This is a genomic window from Streptomyces sp. NPDC032198, from assembly GCF_040636975.1.
In the GTDB taxonomy this organism is placed as follows: domain Bacteria; phylum Actinomycetota; class Actinomycetes; order Streptomycetales; family Streptomycetaceae; genus Streptomyces.
In genome coordinates this window covers 201385-222923 of sequence record NZ_JBEZVL010000011.1, presented here as the reverse complement: position 1 = coordinate 222923, position 21539 = coordinate 201385, and the positions used below count along the sequence as shown (strand labels likewise).

The window sequence follows — 21539 nt, the reverse complement described above, 5'->3', positions numbered from 1 at the left end:
TCTGACGGCGCCGATGCCTCCACGCGCGCCCCTGACCCGGCGTCCCGTCTCCGGCGGCGGCGCGGGCATGGTCTCGCAGATCGCACTCCTCGTGGTCTGCGGCGGGTACGCCACCGGGGCCGCGCTCGGCTGGGGATCCTCCCGGGCCGCCCTGATCATGGGCGACTTCGGTCTGAGCATCGCGGCGGCGACCGCCGCGGTCTCCTGTTTCCGCTACTCACGCACCCGTCGCAGCCGCTTTCGACCCGCATGGCTGCTGTTCGCGCTCTCCTCGGCGATGGCGGCCCTGGGCAACGGCGTATGGGGCTGGTACGAGGTCGTGCTCGAGGAGCCGGTGCCCAGTCCGGGCCTCGCCGACCTGTTCTTCCTCTGCTTCGCGCCGCCCGCCATCATCGGCCTGCTCGTGCTCGCCAAGCGCCCGGTGACCAAGGCCGGTTGGGTCTGCCTCTCGCTCGACGCATGGCTCATCGGCGGCTCACTTCTCACGCTCTCCTGGAGCCTCGCGCTCGCGCACACGGCACAGTTCGAGGGCCAGAGCGTCGCGCACGCCGCGCTCTCCCTCGCCTACCCGCTTCTTGACATCGCGCTGGTCAGCATGGTCCTCGCGCTGCACTTCAGACGGTCCTCCGCCAACCGCACGGCGGTGAACACGGCGATCGGGGCCCTCGCGCTGACCGTCATGTGCGACGCGATGTTCACCTCGCCCCTGCTGCACGCCAGTTACCGCTCGGGGCAGATGCTGGACGCGGGCTGGTTCGCCGGCTCCCTGCTCCTCGCGTACGCGCCCTGGGCGGCCCCCTGGCACAAGCACGCGGACGACACGCAGCAGCACGCGCGCGTGCAGCACGACGCCGCCCCCAAGGACGCGCGGACCGCCGCCACCCGTCCGATCGCCGGATCGCTGGCGGCGCTCACGCCGTATCTGGCCGCCGCCGTCTGCACGTTGGGGATTCTCTACAACGTGCTCAGCGGTCGCAGCGTCGACGAAGTCGTGCTCTTCACCGCGGGCACGGTCGTGCTCGCCCTGGTCGTGCGCCAGGGCATCATGCTCCTGGACAACATCACCCTCACCCAGGAACTGGCCCAGAAGGAGAACCACTTCCGCTCCCTGGTCCAGGGTTCGAGCGACGTCATCATGATCGCCGCTCCGAACGGCATACTCCACTACGTCAGCCCGGCCGCCTCCGGGGTCTACGGCCGAGAGGCCGACGACCTCGTCGGCTCCGAACTGGCCTCGCTCATGCACCCCGAGGACCTGGGCCGCGTCGTCCACGAAGTCCGCAGATTCCTCACCGCGAACCCCGTCGAAGAGCCCACGACCCGCATCGAGTGCCGCTTCAAGTCCGGTGACGGCGACTGGCTGAACGTGGAGTCGACGGTCAACCGCCACCAGGGCGGCCTCATCTTCAACAGCCGCGACGTCACCGAACGGGTCCGGCTCCAGGCGCAGTTACAGCACAACGCCGAGCACGACCCGCTCACCGATCTGCCCAACCGCGCCCTGTTCACCCGCCGGGTGGGACAGGCGCTCACCGGGCGCCGGGTCACCGACCGGGGCACAGCCGTGCTCTTCATCGACCTGGACGGCTTCAAGGCGGTCAACGACACCATCGGCCACCAAGCGGGAGACGAACTCCTGATCCAGGCGGCCCGCCGCCTTCAGGAGGCCGTCAGGTCCGGGGATTGCGCGGCCCGGCTTGGCGGCGACGAATTCGCCGCGCTCATCGTGGGCGACGGCACCCGCGACCAGGCCGCACGCGAGCAGCACATCTACGAGCTGGCCGACCGTCTCAGAATCACCCTCTCCCAGCCCTACGCGATCGACGGCAACGACGTGCGCGTGGCGGCGTCCATCGGCGTGGCCTTCGCCGAACCGGGCATCGGAGCGGGCGAGCTGCTGCGCAACGCCGACCTCGCGATGTACCGCGCCAAGGCCGCGGGCAAGGGCCGCGTCGAGCTGTACGCACCCCAGATGCAGGCCGACGTCGTCCGCAAGGCCGAGCTGGCGACACGGCTGCGCACCGCGCTGCACGACGGTGAGTTCGCGCTGCTCCACCAGCCGGTGGTCTCCCTGGACGACGGACGGATCACCTCCGTCGCCGCCCAGGCGCGCTGGCGCTCGGCGCAGGGCATCCTCTTCACGCCCGCCGAGTTCCTGCGCGTGGCCGACAGCTCGGACGCCCAGGAGGGTGCCCGGACCGCCGAGCTCGGCCGCTGGATGATCGAAGAGGCCGTCCAGCAGGCCGCCGAGCGCGGCCGTACGGGCCATGCGACGCCCGTCGCCGTCCGCATCAGCGCGCGGCGCCTCCTGGACCGCTCCATGCCGCTGGGCTCCATCGAGGCGCTCCTCACCCGGTACGGGCTGCCCTCGGGGGCGCTCATCATCGAGCTCGCCGACAGCGACCCCCGGGTGTCCCTGGACGACCTGGAGCGCCGGCTGACCTCCCTGCGCAGACTCGGCGTACGCATCGCCCTGGACGGCTTCGGGAGCGGCTATGCCGCCATCACCGCGCTGCGGCGGCTCCCCGTCGACGTACTGAAACTGGACCGCAGTCTCATCGAGGGTGTCGTCGAGTCCGCGCGGCTGCACAAGATCACCTCTGGTCTGCTGCGCATCGCCACCGATCTGGGGCTGCGCTCGGTGGCCGACGGCGTCGACCTTCCGGAGCAGGTCATCGCCCTGCGCGCGATGGGCTGCACGCACGGGCAGGGCATGGCGTTCTCCGGGCCGCTCGACGAGTACCGCCTGCGCCGTGCGCTGTCGCTCGGGCGGTATCCGCTGCCGCACGGGCCCGCGGAGCCGGTCCTTGCGGGCGGCCCCCCGGTGGCGTTCGGGGGAGGTGTCCCATCCTTCGTCCGCTCACATAATGAGACCCCCGTCCCACCTACTTGACAGGCATAGTGCGCCGGGGAGAGGGTCAATGCCATGCGCACCCGAATTCTCGTACTTGGAAAGCGCGTCGGCTGAAGCTGGGACTCACCGGTCCGAACACCGGAATCCCTGCACCCGCTCCGACGCGCTCCCCTCGCTTGCCTCACGGCACGAGGGGTTTTTTGTTGCACCGGCACCTGCCAAATCCCCGCAAACACCCCGCAAAAACCCTCAGCTTCGAGAAGAGAATGCCGATGACCGAGCAGGCCACCGGGGCCCACCATCCGCAGCCGCGGCCCCGATCCTCAGGACAGCAGTCCGCCCCCGTCGAGCACGTCACGGGTGCGAAGTCCCTCATTCGTTCTCTCGAGGAAGTCGGGGCCGACACGGTATTCGGCATTCCCGGCGGTGCCATCCTTCCCGCGTACGACCCGATGATGGACTCCACCCGAGTCCGTCACGTCCTGGTCCGGCACGAGCAGGGCGCCGGCCACGCGGCCACCGGATACGCGCAGGCCACCGGCAAGGTCGGGGTGTGCATGGCGACGAGCGGCCCCGGTGCCACCAACCTCGTCACCCCGATCGCCGACGCCCACATGGACTCCGTGCCCCTGGTCGCGATCACCGGCCAGGTGGCCTCCAAGGCCATCGGCACGGACGCCTTCCAGGAGGCGGACATCGTCGGCATCACGATGCCGATCACCAAGCACAACTTCCTGGTCACCAAGGCCGAGGACATCCCGGCGACGATCGCGGAGGCCTTCCACATCGCCTCCACGGGCCGCCCCGGCCCTGTCCTGGTCGACATCGCCAAGGACGCCCTCCAGGCGCAGACCACCTTCCAGTGGCCGCCCACCCAGGACCTGCCCGGCTACCGCCCGGTGACCAAGCCGCACGCCAAGCAGATCCGCGAGGCCGCCAAGCTGATCACCGCCGCCAAGCGGCCCGTCCTCTACGTCGGCGGCGGCGTCATCAAGGCCCAGGCCACCGCCGAGCTGAAGGTCCTGGCAGAACTCACCGGAGCGCCCGTCACCACCACACTGATGGCGCTCGGCGCATTCCCCGACAGTCACGAGCTGCACGTGGGAATGCCGGGCATGCACGGAGCGGTCACCGCCGTCACCGCGCTGCAGAAGGCCGACCTGATCGTCGCCCTCGGAGCCCGCTTCGACGACCGCGTCACCGGCAAGCTGGACAGCTTCGCGCCCTTCGCGAAGATCGTCCACGCCGACATCGACCCGGCCGAGATCGGCAAGAACCGCGCCGCCGACGTGCCGATCGTCGGAGACGCCCGCGAGGTCATCGCCGACCTGATCCAGGCGGTCCAGGCCGAGCACACCGCCGGGGTGCGGGGCGACTACACCGCCTGGTGGACCGACCTCAACCGCTGGCGCGACACCTACCCCCTGGGCTACACCCAGCCCGAGGACGGTTCGCTCTCCCCGCAGCACGTCATCGAGCGCGTCGGCAAGCTCGCCCCGGAGGGCACGATCTTCGCCGCGGGCGTCGGCCAGCACCAGATGTGGGCCGCCCACTTCATCGACTACGAGAAGCCCGCCACCTGGCTGAACTCCGGCGGCGCCGGGACGATGGGGTACGCGGTCCCGGCCGCGATGGGCGCCAAGGCCGGTCGGCCCGACCGCACGGTCTGGGCGATCGACGGCGACGGCTGCTTCCAGATGACCAATCAGGAACTGACCACCTGCGCTCTGAACAACATCCCGATCAAGGTCGCCATCATCAACAACGGCGCCCTCGGCATGGTCCGCCAGTGGCAGACGCTGTTCTACAACCAGCGCTACTCCAACACCGTGCTGCACAGCGGTCCCGAGGACATCGGCCCCAACAAGGGCACCCGCGTCCCGGACTTCGTGAAGCTGTCGGAGGCGATGGGCTGCGTGGCGCTGCGCTGTGAGCGCCCCGAGGACCTCGACAAGGTCATCGCCGAGGCCAACGCCATCAACGACCGCCCCGTCGTGGTCGACTTCATCGTCCACGAGGACGCCCAGGTCTGGCCGATGGTCGCCGCCGGCACCTCGAACGACGAGGTCATGGCCGCCCGCGGGGTCCGCCCCGACTTCGGCGACAACGAAGACGACTGAGACCGAGAGCGAAAGAGAGACCAAGAGTCATGTCCACCAAGCACACGCTCTCCGTCCTGGTCGAGAACAAGCCCGGTGTCCTCGCCCGGATCACCGCCCTGTTCTCCCGCCGCGGCTTCAACATCGACTCCCTTGCCGTGGGCGTCACCGAGCACCCCGACATCTCACGCATCACCATCGTCGTGAACGTCGAGGACCTGCCGCTCGAACAGGTCACCAAGCAGCTCAACAAGCTCGTCAACGTCCTGAAGATCGTCGAACTCGAACCGTCCGCGGCCGTCGGCCGCGAACTGGTCCTCGCCAAGGTCCGCGCCGACAACGAGACGCGTTCACAGATCGTCGAGATCGTCCAGCTGTTCCGCGCCAAGACCGTGGACGTCTCGCCCGAGGCGGTCACCATCGAGGCCACCGGATCCAGCGACAAGCTGGAGGCCATGCTCAAGATGCTGGAACCCTTCGGCATCAAGGAGCTCGTCCAGTCCGGCACCATCGCGATCGGCCGCGGCTCCCGCTCCATCACGGACCGCAGCCTGCGGGCGCTCGACCGCTCGGCCTGAACCAGCCGGACGAGCCGCCGGTCCCGCCCGCATGGCGAGACCTGAAAACTTTCTTCCCTTCGCCCGCCGTACGGTGGGTCGCAACACCAGCACACATAGGAGATTTCCAGTGGCCGAGCTGTTCTACGACGACGACGCCGACCTGTCCATCATCCAGGGCCGCAAGGTCGCGGTCATCGGATACGGCAGCCAGGGCCACGCCCACGCGCTGTCGCTCCGTGACTCGGGTGTCGACGTCCGTGTCGGTCTGCACGAGGGCTCCAAGTCCAAGGCCAAGGCCGAGGAGCAGGGCCTGCGCGTGGTGACTCCCTCGGAGGCCGCCGCCGAGGCCGACGTCATCATGATCCTGGTCCCGGACCCGATCCAGGCCCAGGTCTACGAGGAGTCCATCAAGGACAACCTCAAGGACGGCGACGCGCTGTTCTTCGGTCACGGCCTGAACATCCGCTTCGGCTTCATCAAGGCCCCCGAGGGCGTCGACGTCTGCATGGTCGCCCCCAAGGGCCCGGGCCACCTCGTCCGCCGTCAGTACGAGGAGGGCCGCGGCGTTCCGTGTATCGCGGCCGTCGAGCAGGACGCGACCGGCAACGGCTTCGCGCTGGCTCTCTCGTACGCCAAGGGCATCGGCGGCACGCGTGCGGGCGTCATCAAGACGACCTTCACCGAGGAGACCGAGACCGACCTGTTCGGCGAGCAGGCCGTGCTCTGCGGTGGCACCGCGGCGCTGGTCAAGGCGGGCTTCGAGACGCTGACCGAGGCCGGCTACCAGCCGGAGATCGCGTACTTCGAGTGCCTCCACGAGCTGAAGCTCATCGTGGACCTCATGTACGAGGGCGGCCTGGAGAAGATGCGCTGGTCGATCTCCGAGACCGCCGAGTGGGGCGACTACGTCACCGGCCCCCGCATCATCACGGACGCCACCAAGGCCGAGATGAAGAAGGTCCTGACCGAGATCCAGGACGGCACCTTCGCCAAGCAGTGGATGGACGAGTACCACGGCGGTCTGAAGAAGTACAACGAGTACAAGACCCAGGACGAGAACCACCTCCTGGAGACCACCGGCAAGGAGCTGCGGAAGCTCATGTCGTGGGTCAACGAAGAGGCCTGAGGCACTTCGGAAACGCCGGAGGGAGTGATCTCCCTCCGGCGTTGTCCACCTCGTCCAGCCACGGACGAGTGATCCTTCCGCGGAGGCGTAAGACGGCCTCCGCCGCGCCACTACACTGCTTTCAACAAACGCGTCAGGCCCACAGCGTCGTGCGTCTTCCACGCGGCTAGCACCCTCCACCGCATGCGGCCGTCGGGACGGCCGTCCGCATTGGACTTGTGAGGACTCACGTGAGCACTGCTGCCAACGGCAAACCGGTCGTACTCATCGCTGAAGAGCTGTCGCCCGCCACTGTCGACGCCTTGGGCCCGGACTTCGAGATCCGTCAGTGCAACGGCGCGGACCGCGCCGAGTTGCTGCCGGCCATCGCCGACGTCGACGCGATTCTGGTCCGCTCCGCGACCAAGGTCGACGCCGAGGCCATCGCGGCCGCCAAGAAGCTGAAGGTCGTCGCCCGCGCGGGCGTGGGCCTGGACAACGTGGACGTCTCCGCCGCCACCAAGGCCGGCGTCATGGTGGTGAACGCGCCCACCTCGAACATCGTCACCGCAGCCGAGCTCGCCTGTGGTCTGCTCATCGCCACCGCGCGCAACATCCCCCAGGGCAGCCAGGCCCTGAAGGCCGGCGAGTGGAAGCGCTCCAAGTACACGGGCGTCGAGCTCGCCGAGAAGACCCTCGGTGTCGTCGGCCTCGGCCGCATCGGCGCGCTCGTCGCCCAGCGCATGAGCGCCTTCGGCATGAAGGTCGTCGCGTACGACCCGTACGTGCAGCCCGCGCGTGCCGCGCAGATGGGCGTCAAGGTCCTCACGCTCGACGAGCTGCTCGAGGTCTCCGACTTCATCACCGTGCACCTGCCCAAGACCCCCGAGACGGTCGGTCTGATCGGCGACGACGCGCTGCACAAGGTCAAGCCCGCCGTCCGCATCGTGAACGCCGCGCGCGGCGGGATCGTCGACGAGGAGGCGCTGTACTCGGCGCTGAAGGAGGGCCGCGTCGCGGGCGCCGGTCTGGACGTGTACGCGAAGGAGCCCTGCACGGACTCCCCGCTCTTCCAGTTCGACCAGGTCGTCTGCACGCCGCACCTCGGTGCCTCGACGGACGAGGCGCAGGAGAAGGCCGGTGTCTCCGTCGCCAAGTCGGTGCGCCTGGCACTCGCCGGTGAGCTCGTCCCGGACGCGGTGAACGTCCAGGGCGGCGTCATCGCCGAGGACGTGCGTCCCGGTCTGCCGCTCGCCGAGAAGCTCGGCCGGATCTTCACCGCCCTCGCGGGCGAGGTCGCGGCCCGCCTCGACGTCGAGGTGTACGGCGAGATCACCCAGCACGACGTGAAGGTGCTCGAACTGTCCGCGCTGAAGGGCGTGTTCGAGGACGTCGTCGACGAGACCGTGTCGTACGTGAACGCGCCTCTCTTCGCCCAGGAGCGTGGCGTCGAGGTCCGCCTCACCACGAGCTCGGAGTCCCCGGACCACCGCAACGTGGTCACGGTGCGCGGCACGCTGACCGGCGGCGAGGAGATCTCGGTCTCCGGCACGCTGGCCGGACCCAAGCACCTCCAGAAGATCGTCGCCATCGGCGAGTACGACGTGGACCTGGCCCTGGCCGAGCACATGGTCGTCCTCCGTTACGCGGACCGTCCCGGTGTCGTCGGCACCGTCGGCCGTGTCCTCGGCGAGTCGGGCATCAACATCGGCGGCATGCAGGTCGCTCGCGCCGACGTGGGCGGCGAGGCGCTTGCCGTCCTGACGGTGGACGACACGGTGCCGCAGTCGGTGCTGAACGAGCTGGCCGCTGAGATCGGTGCGGAGTCCGCGCGTGCGGTGAACCTCACGGACTAGGGCTCCAGAGCCTCGGGCGCCGTCATCACCGGCTTCGCCCTCAAACGCCGGGCGGGCTGGAATTCTCCAGCCCGCCCGGCGTTTGTCCTGCGGTCCTAGACCAGTACCTTCTCGGGCTCGGGCTCCGTTGTCTTCGCCGGCTTGATCTTCCGCAGGGTCACCGCCGACAGGGCTGCCGCGAGCAGAAGTACCGCCGCCCCGCTGAGTGCCGCGACATGCATGCCGCTCGTGAACGCCTCCCGGGCCGTGTCGGCCAGGGCCGAGGCCGCCTTGTCCGGCATCTCGCGGGCCACCGCGAGCGCGCCGCCGAGCGTCTCGTGGGCCTCGGCCGGGGCCGCGTCCGGGATCTCGTCGCGGTAGACCGCGTTGCCGATGGAGCCGAGCAGCGCCATGCCGAGCGCGCCGCCGAACTCCTGACCCGTCTCCAGGAGCGAGGAGGCGGAGCCCGCCTTCTCCGCCGGGGCCGAGCCGAGGGCCAGGTCGGTGAGCTGGGAGCCGATGATCACGGCGCCGCAGGCGATGAGCCCGGCGGCGCCGAGGACCGTCCACAGCGAGTCCGTGCCGGTCAGGGTCAGCAGGCCGAACCCGCACGCCGAGACGGCGAAGCCGGACGAGACGACGTAGGCGCGGTTCATCCCCCGCTGCACCAGGGCCGTGGCGACCGGGGCGGCGAAGCCGATGAGGACCGAGGGGAGCAGCGCCCACAGCGCGGCCTCCATGGCGCTCATGCCGAGGACGGACTGCAGGTACTGCGTGGTGAAGAAGGCCGAACCCATCATCGCCAGCGAGGAGATGAGGTTCAGGAGCACGGCGGGGGCGAAGCCGCGGCCGCGGAACAGCGCGGGGGAGATCAGCGGGGACTCCGTGGTGCGCTGGCGGTGGACGAAGAGGGCGGCGAAGACGAGACCGACGGCGAGCGAGGCGACGTACGAGGGGGCGAGTCCTTCGGCGGCGATCTCCTTGAGGCCGTAGACGACGGGCAGGACGGCCGCCATGGACAGCGGCACGCTCAGCAGGTCGAAGCGGCCCGGCTTCGGGTCCTTGGACTCCGGGATGAGGACCGGCGCGAGGACCAGGAGCATCACCATCGCGGGCAGGTTGACCAGGAAGACCGAGCCCCACCAGAAGTACTCGACGAGGACGCCGCTCATCACCGAGCCGAGCGCGACGCCGGCGACCATCACGCCGGTCCAGATGCCGATCGCCTTCGCGCGCTGTCCGGCGTCGCGGAACATCGTGCGGACGAGCGCCATCGTGGACGGCATCAGGGTCGCGCCGCCGATGCCGAGGACCGCGCGGGCCGCGATGAGCATCTCGGCGCTGTTGGCGTAGGCGGCGGTCAGGGAGGCCGCGCCGAATGCCGCGGCACCGAACATGAGCAGCTTGCGGCGGCCGATCCGGTCGCCGAGCGACCCCATCGTCATCAGCAGCCCGGCGAGCACGAACGCGTAGATGTCGAAGATCCAGAGCTGCTGGGTGCCGCTCGGCGCCAGGTCGGCGCTGATCGCCGGGATCGCGAAGTAGAGACCGAGACGTCCATCGAGACCAGCAGCAGCGGCAGCATCAGGACGGCGAGAGCGGTCCACTCCTTGCGGCCCGCGTGCTCCGGGACCGCCGAATTCGCTTGTTCGTGCGTCGAGTTCGTCATGCCGAGGACTGTACGAGCGTCTTAAACGTATGTCTAGTACGGCTGTGTAAAACGCCGGTCTGGGACGAACGTATGGATCGGGGGTACGCTGGCCCGCATGGGACACCGTGAGGATCTGCTCGAAGGCGCCAAGCGCTGCCTGCTGGAGAAGGGGTTCGTGCGTACGACGGCCCGCGACATCGTGAAGGAGTCGGGGACGAATCTCGCGTCCATCGGCTACCACTACGGCTCCAAGGACGCCCTGCTCGTGGAGGCGTTCATCGCCCTGGTCGAGAAGGCCGACGGCTTCGACGAGGCTCCGGCCGGGGACAGCGGGGCGAAGGGGGACGGCCCGCGGGACGGCTCGCTGGAGCGGTTCGAGCAGGTCTGGGCGAACATCCTGCGCGGGTTCCCCCAGTCGCGCTCCATCTGGATGCTGACCTTCGAGGTCATCACGCAGGGGGAGCGCCTCGCCGGGGTCCGTGACCTGCTGGTCAAGGCGCAGGGGGAAGGGCGCAGCGGGCTCGCCGCGCTGTTCACCGGGATCGAGGAGAGCGTCATCCCGCAGGACCTGGTGGAGACGGAAGGCCGCTTCTACACGACGCTGCTCAACGGCCTGATGGTGCAGTGGCTCTTCGACCCGGAGTCGGCGACGACCGCCGAGCAGCTCACCGAGGGCATGCGGCGCGTGATGGGGCGGATGTCCGGGGCCTGACATGCCGGTGCGGGCGGCATCGCGCCGCCCGCACCACGGTGGATCCGCGTCGGATCAGCCGCCGATGGCCCACTTGAGGCACGCCTCGGGAACGTAGCCCTTCACGTTCGTGCCGTCCGTGATGCCGTACTGCCACTTGGTGCTCGTCTTGCCGCAGAGCGTGTACTTCTGCCCCGTGATCGACTTGCCGTCGTTGCAGAGGAAGCCCTTCTTCCCCTTGTTTCACTGGCCGCGGGCGGTGGCGGACAGCTTCGCGTGGGTGCGCACCTTCACGGTCTGAGGGTGGTGCCGACGAGAGCGGCGGCGGCGACTGCGGGGCCCAACAACTTGAACCTCATCGGGTGTTCGCTCTCCCCTGTGGAGTTGTCTGCGTGGTCGGGCAAGACGGTACCGGTAATGATCACGCCGATCGGCTTCTGTGGCCGGGCTCTTACAGTCGTGACGCCTTCAGGATCATGTGCAGCAGCAGCCGGTCCTCGCCCTCGTCCAGGTCGAGGCCCGTGAGCTGTTCCACGCGCGAGAGGCGGTAGTACAGCGTCTGGCGGTGGATGCCCAACTCCGCGGCCGTACGGCCCGCCTGGCCCGCGCAGTCGAGGTACACCTCGGCGGTGCGGGCCAGTTCGCGGTGGGCGGGGGAGAGCAGCGCGCGGGCCACCGGGTCCTCGGTGGCCTCCGCGGGGAGGGACGTCAGGAGTCGGTAGGGGCCGACCTCCGACCACTGGGCCACCGGCGCGAAGCGGGGTTCGGCGCGGGCCGCGCGGGCCGCCGTCGACGCCTCCCACCAGGCGGCGCCGAGCTCGTCGAGACCGTGCCGGGCGTTCGCGATGCCCGCCGCCGCGTTCTTCGCCGGTTCCAGGAGCCGGGTGGCCGCCGACACCGCCGGGGTGAGCACGTCCGCCGAGCGCAGCCGGACCAGGACCGCCAGGCTCTGGCCCGCCGTGCCCCACGGCACCGTGCACAGGGCGGTCGCCCCCTGCACCGTACGGACCGAAGGGGCCGAGTCGGGGTCGGCGGAGGGCCAGGGGGCCACGCAGACCACCGCGTGCAGGCCCTCGCCGCGCGGGCCGAGCGCCGTGCGCAGGTCGGCCACGGCCATGTCCCGCTGCCAGCCGCGCTCGGCGGTCAGGACGGCACGGAACTCCCGGGTCAGATCGGCGCCGGCCTGCACCTCGTCGGCGAGCAGCGCGCCGATGCGGGTGGCGACCTCCATGGCCGCGGACAGCTGGGCGTCCGTCGGCCCCGGCTCGTCGTCCAGCAGCCATACGTAGCCCAGAGCGAACCCCCGATGCCGTACGGGAAGGCAGATCCGCCCGCGGAGGACGCCCGCCTCCGGGGTGGGCGGGATGCGGACCGGGGCCGTCGCGCGGGTGATGCCGAAGCCCTCGAACCACGTGCGCACGTCGGCCGTGGAGCGGCGCGTGAGGATCGAGCGGGTACGCACCGGGTCCAGGGCCGCCGCGTCGAAGTCGCTGTCGCCGCCGCTGTCGTGCGCGCCGAAGGCGATCAGCTCGAAATCGCGGTTCTCCAGCGTCGCGGGCGCGCCGAGCAGGGCCGAGATCTCATCGACCAGTTCCTGGTAATCGCCTTTCACGCTGTCCATTCTGACGTAGTTCGCCCCTGCCTTCAGACAGATGTCTGAGATCCAGGGCACGGATGCGTGACAGGTGTCGATGGCCCAGGATCGGAGGGATCCTTAAGTTTCACGGTGGTTCTCCGTGCCGTACCGGTTCGTTCCGCATGGCCAGGTACGGCCCCGTTCTACTCTCCGTGGAGGTGCCCGTGCTGGGTCCCGTGATCCTCGCCGCGTCGCGCAGCGACCAGATGCGCCGATTCGTTTCGGCTGCGCCGGGCACCAAGCAGGTCGTCGGCCGTTTCATCGCCGGTGAGACCGTGGACCAGGTCGTGCCGATCATCACGGACGCCGCCGACAAGGGCCTCGAGGTCACCCTCGACGTCGTCGGCGAGGACATCACCACGCCCGAGCAGGCCGCCGCCGCGCGCGACGCCTACCTGGAGCTCGTCGGGCGTCTCAAGGACCTGGGTCTTGGCGCCAAGGCCGAGATGTCCGTGAAGCTGTCCATGTTCGGCCAGTCCCTCGAAGGCGGCCACGAGCTCGCCCTCGCCAACGTCCGCCCGGTCGTCGAGGCCGCCGCCGCGATCGGCACCACGGTCACCCTGGACGCCGAGGACCACACCACCCTCGACTCGATGTTCGCCATCCACGAGGAGCTGCGGAAGGACTTCCCGCAGACCGGCTGCGTCATCCAGTCGTACCTCTTCCGTACCGAGGACGACGCGCGCCGCCTGGCCGCCGCGGGCAGCCGCGTACGCATCGTGAAGGGCGCCTACAAGGAGCCCGCCGAGGTCGCGTACCAGGACAAGGCGGAGATCGACAAGGCGTACGTGCGGATCATGCGCATCCTCATGGAGGGCGACGGGTACCCGATGATCGGATCCCACGACCCGCGCCTGATCTCCATCGCGCAGGAGCTCGGACGGCGCGCAGGGCGCAAACTGGACGAGTACGAGTTCCAGATGCTGTACGGCATCCGCAGCGACGAGCACCTGCGGCTCGCGGCCGAGGGCCACCGGATGCGCGTGTACACCGCCTACGGCACCGACTGGTACGGATACTTCATGCGCCGCCTCGCGGAGAAGCCGGCCAACCTGCTCTTCTTCGCCCGCTCCATCCTCACCAAGGGCTGAGCTCCCTTTCCCCCGACCCCCCTTAAGGAGATACGGAACTCATGGACTCTGTGACCCAGGTCCCCGCGCCGGTCAACGAGCCGGTGCACGGCTACGCCCCCGGTTCCCCGGAGCGCGCCCGCCTCGAGACCAAGCTCAAGGAGCTCTCCGAGAACCCCATCGAGCTGCCGATGACCATCGGTGGCGTCAAGCGCCTCGGTGGCGGTGAGCCCTTCAAGGTCGTGCAGCCGCACAACCACCAGGCCGTCATCGGCAACGGCCGCGGCGCCACGCGGCAGGACGCCCAGGACGCGATCGACGCCGCCCTCGCCGCCGCCCCGGCGTGGCGCGCGATGGCCTTCGACGACCGCGCCGCGATCATCCTGCGCGCCGCCGAGCTGCTCTCCACGACGTGGCGCGAGACGCTCGCCGCCTCGACGATGCTCGGCCAGTCGAAGACCGCCCAGCAGGCCGAGATCGACACGCCCTGCGAGCTCGTCGACTTCTGGCGCTTCAACGTCAAGTACGCCCGTGACCTGCTCGCCGAGCAGCCTCCGGCGAACTCGACCGGCGTCTGGAACCGCCTGGACCACCGCCCGCTCGAGGGCTTCGTCTACGCGATCACCCCCTTCAACTTCACCGCCATCGCGGGCAACCTCCCCACCGCCCCGGCCCTCATGGGCAACGTGGTCGTGTGGAAGCCGTCCCCGACGCAGACGCACGCCGCCGTGCTGCTCATGCAGCTCCTTGAGGAGGCCGGTCTTCCCAAGGGCGTCATCAACCTCGTCACCGGTGACGGCATCGCCGTCTCCGAGGTGGCCCTGACCCACCGCGACCTGGCGGGCATCCACTTCACCGGATCCACCCCGACCTTCCAGCACCTGTGGAAGACGGTCGGCGAGAACATCGCCAACTACCGCACGTACCCGCGTCTGGTCGGCGAGACGGGCGGCAAGGACTTCGTCGTCGCGCACCCGTCCGCGGACCGCGCCGTCCTCAAGACCGCGCTGACCCGTGGCTCCTTCGAGTTCCAGGGCCAGAAGTGCAGCGCCTCGTCGCGTGCCTACGTCCCGGCCTCGATCTGGAACTCCGGTTTCAAGGAGGAGTTCGCGGCCGAGGTCGACGGCATCAAGATGGGTGACGTCACCGATCTGTCGAACTTCATCGGCGCCGTCATCGACGAGCGTGCGTTCGCCAAGAACAAGGCGGCCATCGACCGTGCCGCGGCCGACCCGACCTGCACGATCGTCGCGGGCGGCACGTACGACGACTCGGTCGGCTACTTCGTCCGTCCGACCGTCGTCGAGTGCTCCGACCCGGCCAACGAGGTCTTCACGACCGAGTACTTCGGCCCGTTCCTCGCGATCCACGTCTACGAGGACGACAAGTACGAGGAGATGCTGACCCAGATGGAGTCGGCCTCGGACTACGCCCTCACCGGCTCGGTCATCTCCAACGACCGCGCCGCGGCGGCGTACACGATGGAGAAGCTCCGCTACGCGGCGGGCAACTTCTACATCAACGACAAGTCGACCGGCGCCGTCGTCGGCCAGCAGCCCTTCGGCGGCGGCCGTGCCTCCGGCACCAACGACAAGGCGGGCGCCCCGCAGAACCTGCAGCGCTGGACGCTGACCCGCGCCATCAAGGAGACGCTGGTCCCGCCGACGGAGTACGGCTACCCGCACATGGGCTGACGCCCCCAGGGGCTCGACGCCCCTCCCTGAATCCCGCCTCCGACCTGGGCCCCACCCCGGTCGGAGGCGGTGCTGTTTCCCGTCATCGTGCCGGGCCGCCGAGGCGCCGTGCCAGGAAGCCGTCGATCAGACCGGCGATCTGCCCCGCGTGCGTCTCCAGGGCGAAGTGGCCGGCGGGCAGGAGGTGCACCTCGGCCTCCGGCAGGTCACGGAGGAAGGCGAGGGCGCCGTCCCGCACGAAGATCTCGTCGTGGGCACCCCAGGTCGCGAGCAGCGGGACCTGGGACGCACGGAAGTACTCGTGGAACGCGGGATACAGCTCGATGTTGCTGCCGTAGTCGCCCATCAGCGCCAGCTGGATCTCGTCCTGGCCCTCGCGCGCCATCAGCGCGGTGTCGTGCAGCCAGGCGTCCGGGCTGACCAGGGTCGGGTCGGGAACGCCGTGCGTGTACTGCCACTTGATGCCTTCGGGGGAGCGGATCTCCCGTACGGCCGCGGCGTTCTTCTCGTTCGGCTCGGCGATGTACGCGAGGACGGGCGCCCAGGCCTCGGTGCCCAGGCCCTCCTCGTAGGCGTTGCCGTTCTGCGTGACGATCGCGGTGACGCGCTCGGGGTGCGCGAGCGCCAGGCGCAGGCCGATGGGCGCGCCGTAGTCCTGGATGTAGAGCGCGAAGCGCGTCAGGCCCAGCTGTTCGGTGAACTCCGCGGTGATGGCGGCCAGTTCGGCGAACGTGTACGTGAACTCCTGTGCCGGGGGAGTGGCGGAGCGGCCGAAGCCGATGTGGTCGGGGGCGATGACGCGGTAGCGGTCGGCGAGGAGCGGGATGAGGTCGCGGAACATGTGCGAGCTGGTGGGGAAGCCGTGCAGCAGGAGGAGGACGGGGGCGTCGGCGGGGCCCGCCTCGCGGTAGGCGATCTCGTGGCCCCGGACGGTGGTGGAGCGATAGTGGGTCCTGTTGCTCATGTCTAACCCCTCAAGCGCGTTTTGGTGGTTGCTTGTGGGTTGAGTAGAGCACGGGGCCTTGTAACCAGTCAAGGACGTTTAGGGGGTTAGGTTGTGTGCGGGGGTGTCCGGTGGCGGTCAGGCGTTGGTCTTGCCCGCCGCCGCGGAAATGACCTCGTCCAGGACGTCCCTGGCCCGCAGCAACTCCTCGACCATGCCGTCGATCCGGGCCCGCTCCACCGACAGCTCCTCCACCAGCCACGGGGTGGCCGTCTGCGACGGGCCGCCGTCCTGGTCGCGCATGCACGGCAGGAGCTGCACGATCTTCGCGCTGCACAGACCCGCCGCGAACAGCTCCTGGATGTGGACGACCCGGTCCACCGCCGTCTCCGGGTAGTCGCGGTGGCCGCCCGGCGTGCGGTCCGCGTACAGCAGGCCCTGCTTCTCGTAGTAGCGCAGGGACCGCTCGCTCACAGCGGTACGCTTCGCCAGCTCGCCGATTCTCATGTCCCGCGACCCTCCGCACTTGAATCTGACACCGGTGTCAGCTTCTACCGTTCCGGCATGACGAACATCAAGCTCCTCACACCGTATTCCGCGCCCACCGCCCACGGCCTGCGGCTGCCCAACCGCATCGTCATGGCGCCCATGAGCCGCCACCGTGCCGCCGACGACGGCACCCCGCTGCCGGTGGTCGCCGACCACTACGCCCAGCGTGCGAGCGCGGGCCTCATCGTCACCGAGGGCATCTGGCCCGCGAGCAGCGGACAGAGCGACTGGCGCATCCCGGGGCTCGAGACTCCCGCCCACATCGCGGGCTGGCGCGCGGTGACCGCGGCGGTGCACCAGGCAGGCGGCAGGATCTACGCCCAGCTCATGCACGGCGGCCGCAAGGGGCACCCCCTGGCCCGGATCGACGGCGACCTTCCCGCGGGGCCGTCCGCGGTGCTCGTCCCGGGCCGCGTCCACGTCAGCGGCGGAGGGAAGGCCGATCCGGTCGTCCCGCGCGAGATGACCCGCGACGAGATCCACACCGCCGTACGCGATCACGTCACCGCGGCCCGCAACGCCATCGCGGCAGGCTTCGACGGGGTCGAACTGCACGGCGCCAACAGCTACTTGATCCACCAGTTCCTCGCCGACAACACCAACGTCCGCGACGACGAGTACGGCCGCGGCTCGATCGCCGACCGCATCCGCTTCGCCGTCGAGGTGACCCGCGCCGTCGCCGACGCCATCGGTGCCGGACGCCTCGGCCTGCGCCTCTCCCCGGGCAACCCGCAGTTCGAGATGGCGGAGGCGGACCCCGGTCCCGTCTACCGCGCCCTCCTGGACGAGATCGACGGCCTGGGCCTCGCCTACCTCCACCTCACCGACAACGCCGACTACCCGGCCCTCACCGACCTGCGCTCCCACTGGCACGGCACCCTCATCGCCAACGTCGGCGAGAACGGAGACCCGACCACACGCGAGGCCGGCGAAGCGGTCCTCGTCAGCGGCCGGGCCGACCTCGTCTCGTACGGGAGGGCTTTCATCTCCAACCCCGACCTGCCGGAGCGGTTCGCGGTGGACGCGCCGCTCCAGGAGATCGACGCGGCGCACCTCTACACCCACGGGGCCGAGGGATACACCGACTACCCGTCCCTGGAGAGCGAGTTGGTCTCCGCGCAGGCCTTCGCTCAGACCTCCACCAGCACCTGATCCAGCGATTTCCGTACGAGGTCGGGTACCTGGCAGTCCGGCGCCGGATAGCCCACGGGGATCACCGCGAACGCCTTCTCGTTCGCGGGACGGCCAAGGACCTCCGACAGGAACCGCATCGGGCTCGGCGTGTGGATCAGCGCCGCGAGGCCTGACAGGTGCAGCGCGGACAGCAGCATCCCCACGGCGATGCCGACCGACTCGTCGACGTAGTAGTGCTTGTGCTTGGTGCCGTCATCCCCGAGCCAGTACCGCTGCTGGAAGACGACGATCAGCGCGGGCGCGTCCGTCAGATGGGCCTTGGTCTCGTCGGTGCCGAGTGGACGCAGCGCCGCGAGCCACTCCTCGCCGAGCCGCCCGTCGTACGAGATCTGCTCCTCGTGTTCGGCGGCCTCGCGGATGCGTCGGCGGACCTCGGGATCCCGTACGAGGACGAACGTCCACGGCTGCTGATGCGCACCGGAAGGTGCTGTCGCCGCGCACGCGATGGCGTCCCGCACGGCCTGCTCGGGCACGGGGTCGGGCGCGAACTGCCGCACCGTCCGCCGCTCCCTCATGCGCTCGCGCAACTCGGCTGCCTGCGCCAGGGATTGGGCTTCGGGCATGCGCTCGGGGCGGTAGGGCGTGGAGCGGTAGGGCTCGCCGTGGATGGGGGTCCATTCCTGCTGGTGCTCGGTCTCAGACATGGGCCCGATTCTGCTGCGGGTGGTGGTGTCGGCGCCATGGTGCAGACCAATTCCGGCCGCGGGGGGCGTGGCGGGGACGGGGTTCTCCTCAGCTCCAGCCCGCCACGATGAGTGAGAGCCCGATGGTGAAGCCTCCCGCGAGCAGGCCCAGGTACAGGCCGTAGAGCCTGCGCAGCCGGTGGGCGAGGAACCCGAAGGCCCCGAAGGCGAGGCCCACCGTGAGGGTGCGGGAGCCGCGGGAGAGCGCTGACTGGGCCAGCCAGTGCTGCGGTGCGATGTCGGCGCGGCCCGCCTCGCGTGCGTACACCTTGAAGGGGATGCCGTTCCAGGGCTGGTGGCGGACGGCTGCCGCGCCCTCGACGCCGAGTTCGGCGCGCACCTCGGCCCGCATCCGGTCCGTGGTCAGGGGGTGCGGCAACTGCACGCCGGAAGCGGCCAGTTGGAGGGCGAGGAGGCCGCCTGCCAGGCTGCCCGCGAGCGCCATGAGGGACAGCTTCAGGGCCCGGCGCGGTACCGCGACGCAGGCGATCGCCAGGAACAGCTCCGGCATCAGGGGCCAGCTCAGCGCCTCCGCGAAGGCCCAGGCGAAGGCGGCGGCGAGGCCCCAGCGGGAGGCTGCGACCGCGGCGATCCGCTTACGCGCGGCGGAGTCGCGAAGGGGTTCCTCGGCCGTACGCCGATGCAGTGCGGCCACGGCGTCGCGGGCCTGCTCCGGGGTGGCCGAAGCGGGCAGCGGCTCGCCCACCGCGACCCGGACCAGGGCGGGGCGGAGCCTGCCGTGCTTCGGGAGGAGGCGGTCCGTGCCGGCGATGGCCACCGGGACGACGGGTACGTCCGCGTGCCGGGCCAGGATCAGGGCGCCCTTGTGGAAGGCGCCCAGCTCACCGGCCCGGGCGCGGGTGCCCTCGGGGAAGAGGACCACGGCTCCGCCCGCGCGCAGGCCGTCCGCCCTGGAGAGCAGGTCGTCCATGCCGCCCCCGGTACGGCGCACGGGGAACCCCGCGGCAAGGCGGCTGCAGATCCGCCTGCGCCAGGGCGAGGCGAACCAGTAGTCGGCCGCCGCGCCGATCGCGGGGGAGTGCCGTGCGTCCAGTGCGGCGAGCAGGGCCGCGGTGTCCGCGTGGGACGAGTGGTTCGCCACGACCACGCAGCCACCGGGCGGCAGTTGCCCGCGCCGCTCGACACCACCGGTGAGCGTAAGGAGAGCCCACCACAGACCACGCCGAACCCGCGCGGCACCCCGCTTCGGCCCCCGCCTGACACGGGCTCCGCCGAACGCGCCCTCAACCGCCGGACGGGCTGGCTGGCCCGGCCCGTTGAGCGTGGAGCGGGCTGGATGCCCCGCCTCGCTCGTGTCGACCGAACGCGTCCCCGTACGAACCCTCACAGCGTCACCACCATCGTCAGGAGCAGGGCGACCAGCCGCGCCCCGCTTCGGGCGCTGCCGCTCGCTGACTCCGCCGGGCTCGTCCTGAACCGCCGGGCGGGCTGGATGCCCCGTCGCGCTCGTATCGACGGAACGTGTCCTCGTACGGATCCTCACAGCGTCACCACCATCGTCAGGAGCAGTGCGACCAGCAGTGAATCGATGCGGTCGAGCAAGCCGCCGAATCCCGGGAGCCAGCTGCCCGCGTCCTTTACTCCGGCCTCGCGCTTGACCATCGACTCCAGGAGATCCCCGAGCACGCAGCCCACCAGCACCGCGGCCCACAGGAGCAGGGAGAACGCGCCCACCGCGGCCAGCGCGGCGGCCGTCGCGGCAGCCGCGCCCGCGACGCCCGCCCATGTCTTGTTGGGGGAGAGCGGTGAGAGCGGCCGGGACAGGAGCCCCCTGCGGCCCAGTGCCGTACCGCCGCACCACGCACCCACGTCCCCGAACGCCACCGCGACGCCCACCGCCACGGCCGTGTCGCCGAGCAGGACGAGGCCGCTCAGCGAGACCGGGATCCACAGGAGCCCGAAGACCGTCCGGCTCGCCCGGGTGAAACCCTGCGCGGCGTCTCCGCAGAAGAGGGCCGCACCAGCGGCGGCGATCAGCAGCACGCCCGCCGTCCGGAGGTCGAGCGCTGCGGGCGCGGCCCAGGCAACCCCCGGCACCGCCACCGCGGCCACCCCGAGCACCGCCCGCTCGCCCCGCGGCAGCCCCGCCATCCGCGCGTACTCGCCCACGGCGACCACCCCGAGCCCGGCGGCCAGCGCGAACGCCCCCGCCCGGCCCAGGAAGAACGCCCCGAGGAACAGCGGCGCCGCCAGCGCCCAGGTCCGCCACCGCTTGCGCAGCTCGCCCCGCATCCGCACCCGCGAGGGCAGCGCGGCGACCGCCACCCCGCCCGCGCCGAGAACCCCGGCGACCACGGGCAGGGCCCGCCCCGCGGCCTCCCCGGCGATGAACGCGGCGCTCATCGCTCGCCCCGCGTCGTGCCGGTCGTACCCAGCTCACGCCACAGCCGCCCGAGCCGCAGCCCCGCGGTGAGGGCGGAGCCCGTCGCGATCACCGCGAGCACGGGCACCGCCCACCCCGAAGCCGCCGCGAGGACGGCCAGGGCGCAGCGCTCCGTCTTGCCGACCGGGCCCCCGTTCAGGCGGGGCGCACCGGCCGCCGCACCCGCGAGCGACACCCACGAAGGCAGCGTCGCCGCGAGCCCCGCCGTCGCCACCAGCCAGAGCGGGGCCAGCGTCAGGAAGCCGGCCATGACCAGCAAGTCGGCGGCGCGGTCGCCCAGTTCGTTCATCAGCGCGCCGCGCCGCGTCATGCGGCCCGTGTCGCGGGCCAGTGCCCCGTCGAGGTTCGCGAAGGCGAGGCGGGCGGCCAGCAGCACGGCCACCGGGAGCGCCGCGAGCGGCACCGGCAGCCAGGCGAGTGACGCCGCCGCGCCCGCCGCGCAGAGCACACCGGCCACGGTGAGGGTGTCGGGCGACACCTCGCGGCGGGCGAGCGCGCCGCGTACGCCGGACAACCGGTCCGCGTACCAGGGCTTGAGAGCGTAGAGGCCGTTCATGGCACCGACTCTGCC

Annotated in this window: 15 protein-coding genes and 2 pseudogenes; 9 read left to right on the top strand and 8 right to left on the bottom strand. The window is 70.6% G+C overall.

From position 1 onward, the window contains the following. Positions 1–13: 13 nt before the first annotated feature. The 5 genes from AB0E78_RS28825 (at position 14) to serA (ending at position 8474) form a co-directional block, all read left to right on the top strand. On the top strand, positions 14–2893 hold the full coding sequence (locus AB0E78_RS28825; RefSeq protein ID WP_361838485.1) for an EAL domain-containing protein: 2880 nt from the start codon (positions 14–16) through the stop codon (positions 2891–2893). Positions 2894–3126: 233 nt separating this feature from the next. Then, positions 3127–4974: an acetolactate synthase large subunit gene (locus AB0E78_RS28820; RefSeq protein WP_361838266.1), complete on the top strand. Its 1848-nt coding sequence runs from the start codon at positions 3127–3129 to the stop codon at positions 4972–4974. A gap of 29 nt (positions 4975–5003) precedes the next feature. Further along, entirely contained in the window at positions 5004–5531 is a 528-nt protein-coding gene (gene ilvN / locus AB0E78_RS28815; protein ID WP_361838263.1) for an acetolactate synthase small subunit, read from the top strand. Positions 5532–5640: 109 nt separating this feature from the next. Next, the gene (gene ilvC, locus AB0E78_RS28810) at positions 5641–6639 is read left to right on the top strand and encodes a ketol-acid reductoisomerase (protein ID WP_344522960.1); all 999 of its coding nucleotides are present in this window, start codon (positions 5641–5643) and stop codon (positions 6637–6639) included. 230 nt (positions 6640–6869) lie between these two features. Further along, a complete protein-coding gene (serA, locus tag AB0E78_RS28805; RefSeq protein ID WP_361838260.1) occupies positions 6870–8474 on the top strand; it encodes a phosphoglycerate dehydrogenase in 1605 nt (534 codons plus the stop codon). Positions 8475–8569: 95 nt separating this feature from the next. On the opposite strand, the pseudogene AB0E78_RS28800 reads toward serA, so the two are convergent. Continuing rightward, a pseudogene (locus AB0E78_RS28800) lies at positions 8570–10122 on the bottom strand (MFS transporter). A 97-nt stretch (positions 10123–10219) separates the two neighbouring features. Here AB0E78_RS28800 and AB0E78_RS28795 point away from each other — a divergent pair. Continuing rightward, positions 10220–10816 carry a TetR/AcrR family transcriptional regulator gene (locus tag AB0E78_RS28795; protein WP_361838257.1) on the top strand — a complete coding sequence of 199 codons (597 nt, stop codon included), beginning with the start codon at positions 10220–10222 and terminating at the stop codon, positions 10814–10816. Positions 10817–11246: 430 nt separating this feature from the next. Here AB0E78_RS28795 and AB0E78_RS28790 read toward each other — a convergent pair whose 3' ends face one another. Further along, complete coding sequence (locus tag AB0E78_RS28790) at positions 11247–12416, bottom strand: helix-turn-helix domain-containing protein (protein WP_361838254.1); 1170 nt, start codon at positions 12414–12416, stop codon at positions 11247–11249. A 179-nt stretch (positions 12417–12595) separates the two neighbouring features. On the opposite strand from AB0E78_RS28790, the gene AB0E78_RS28785 reads away from it, so the two are divergent. Together AB0E78_RS28785 and pruA are read left to right on the top strand one after the other, a co-directional pair. Continuing rightward, a complete protein-coding gene (locus AB0E78_RS28785) occupies positions 12596–13522 on the top strand; it encodes a proline dehydrogenase family protein (RefSeq protein ID WP_361838251.1) in 927 nt (308 codons plus the stop codon). A 41-nt stretch (positions 13523–13563) separates the two neighbouring features. Then, positions 13564–15195, top strand: a complete 1632-nt coding sequence (pruA, locus tag AB0E78_RS28780) for an L-glutamate gamma-semialdehyde dehydrogenase (protein ID WP_361838248.1) — start codon at positions 13564–13566, stop codon at positions 15193–15195. Between the two features lie 82 nt (positions 15196–15277). Here the strand turns inward: pruA and AB0E78_RS28775 are convergent, their stop codons facing one another. Both AB0E78_RS28775 and AB0E78_RS28770 read right to left on the bottom strand, forming a co-directional pair. After that, positions 15278–16159: an alpha/beta hydrolase gene (locus AB0E78_RS28775; protein WP_361838245.1), complete on the bottom strand. Its 882-nt coding sequence runs from the start codon at positions 16157–16159 to the stop codon at positions 15278–15280. A 117-nt stretch (positions 16160–16276) separates the two neighbouring features. Beyond that, positions 16277–16645 carry a MerR family transcriptional regulator gene (locus AB0E78_RS28770; protein WP_361838243.1) on the bottom strand — a complete coding sequence of 123 codons (369 nt, stop codon included), beginning with the start codon at positions 16643–16645 and terminating at the stop codon, positions 16277–16279. Positions 16646–16702: 57 nt separating this feature from the next. On the opposite strand from AB0E78_RS28770, the gene AB0E78_RS28765 reads away from it, so the two are divergent. Then, positions 16703–17839 (top strand): alkene reductase, encoded by a 1137-nt coding sequence (locus AB0E78_RS28765; RefSeq protein WP_361838240.1) that lies wholly within the window; start codon positions 16703–16705, stop codon positions 17837–17839. Here AB0E78_RS28765 and AB0E78_RS28760 read toward each other — a convergent pair. The 4 genes and pseudogenes from AB0E78_RS28760 to AB0E78_RS28745 form a co-directional block, all read right to left on the bottom strand. Further along, positions 17818–18525, bottom strand: a complete 708-nt coding sequence (locus AB0E78_RS28760) for a nitroreductase family protein (RefSeq protein WP_361838237.1) — start codon at positions 18523–18525, stop codon at positions 17818–17820. The two genes, AB0E78_RS28765 and AB0E78_RS28760, sit on opposite strands and share 22 nt — an antisense overlap. 88 nt (positions 18526–18613) lie before the next feature. Beyond that, positions 18614–19753 (bottom strand): annotated as a pseudogene (locus AB0E78_RS28755) (lysophospholipid acyltransferase family protein); the annotation flags it as partial. Positions 19754–20064: 311 nt separating this feature from the next. Further along, positions 20065–20928, bottom strand: coding sequence for a phosphatidate cytidylyltransferase (locus AB0E78_RS28750; protein ID WP_361838234.1), 864 nt, complete (start codon positions 20926–20928; stop codon positions 20065–20067). Continuing rightward, positions 20925–21524 (bottom strand): CDP-alcohol phosphatidyltransferase family protein, encoded by a 600-nt coding sequence (locus tag AB0E78_RS28745; RefSeq protein WP_361838231.1) that lies wholly within the window; start codon positions 21522–21524, stop codon positions 20925–20927. Before AB0E78_RS28745 ends, AB0E78_RS28750 begins: the two co-directional genes overlap by 4 nt. Positions 21525–21539 lie beyond the last annotated feature (15 nt).

What these genes read in the sequence shown, in the direction of transcription:
- AB0E78_RS28825 (WP_361838485.1), top strand. Translation starts at nt 14, where the DNA reads ATGCCTCCACGCGCGCCCCTGACCCGGCGTCCCGTCTCCGGCGGCGGC.
- AB0E78_RS28820 (WP_361838266.1), top strand. Translation starts at nt 3,127, where the DNA reads ATGACCGAGCAGGCCACCGGGGCCCACCATCCGCAGCCGCGGCCCCGA.
- ilvN (WP_361838263.1), top strand. Translation starts at nt 5,004, where the DNA reads ATGTCCACCAAGCACACGCTCTCCGTCCTGGTCGAGAACAAGCCCGGT.
- AB0E78_RS28795 (WP_361838257.1), top strand. Translation starts at nt 10,220, where the DNA reads ATGGGACACCGTGAGGATCTGCTCGAAGGCGCCAAGCGCTGCCTGCTG.
- AB0E78_RS28790 (WP_361838254.1), bottom strand. Translation starts at nt 12,416, where the DNA reads ATGGACAGCGTGAAAGGCGATTACCAGGAACTGGTCGATGAGATCTCG.
- pruA (WP_361838248.1), top strand. Translation starts at nt 13,564, where the DNA reads ATGGACTCTGTGACCCAGGTCCCCGCGCCGGTCAACGAGCCGGTGCAC.
- AB0E78_RS28775 (WP_361838245.1), bottom strand. Translation starts at nt 16,159, where the DNA reads ATGAGCAACAGGACCCACTATCGCTCCACCACCGTCCGGGGCCACGAG.
- AB0E78_RS28770 (WP_361838243.1), bottom strand. Translation starts at nt 16,645, where the DNA reads ATGAGAATCGGCGAGCTGGCGAAGCGTACCGCTGTGAGCGAGCGGTCC.
- AB0E78_RS28765 (WP_361838240.1), top strand. Translation starts at nt 16,703, where the DNA reads ATGACGAACATCAAGCTCCTCACACCGTATTCCGCGCCCACCGCCCAC.
- AB0E78_RS28760 (WP_361838237.1), bottom strand. Translation starts at nt 18,525, where the DNA reads ATGTCTGAGACCGAGCACCAGCAGGAATGGACCCCCATCCACGGCGAG.
- AB0E78_RS28750 (WP_361838234.1), bottom strand. Translation starts at nt 20,928, where the DNA reads ATGAGCGCCGCGTTCATCGCCGGGGAGGCCGCGGGGCGGGCCCTGCCC.
- AB0E78_RS28745 (WP_361838231.1), bottom strand. Translation starts at nt 21,524, where the DNA reads ATGAACGGCCTCTACGCTCTCAAGCCCTGGTACGCGGACCGGTTGTCC.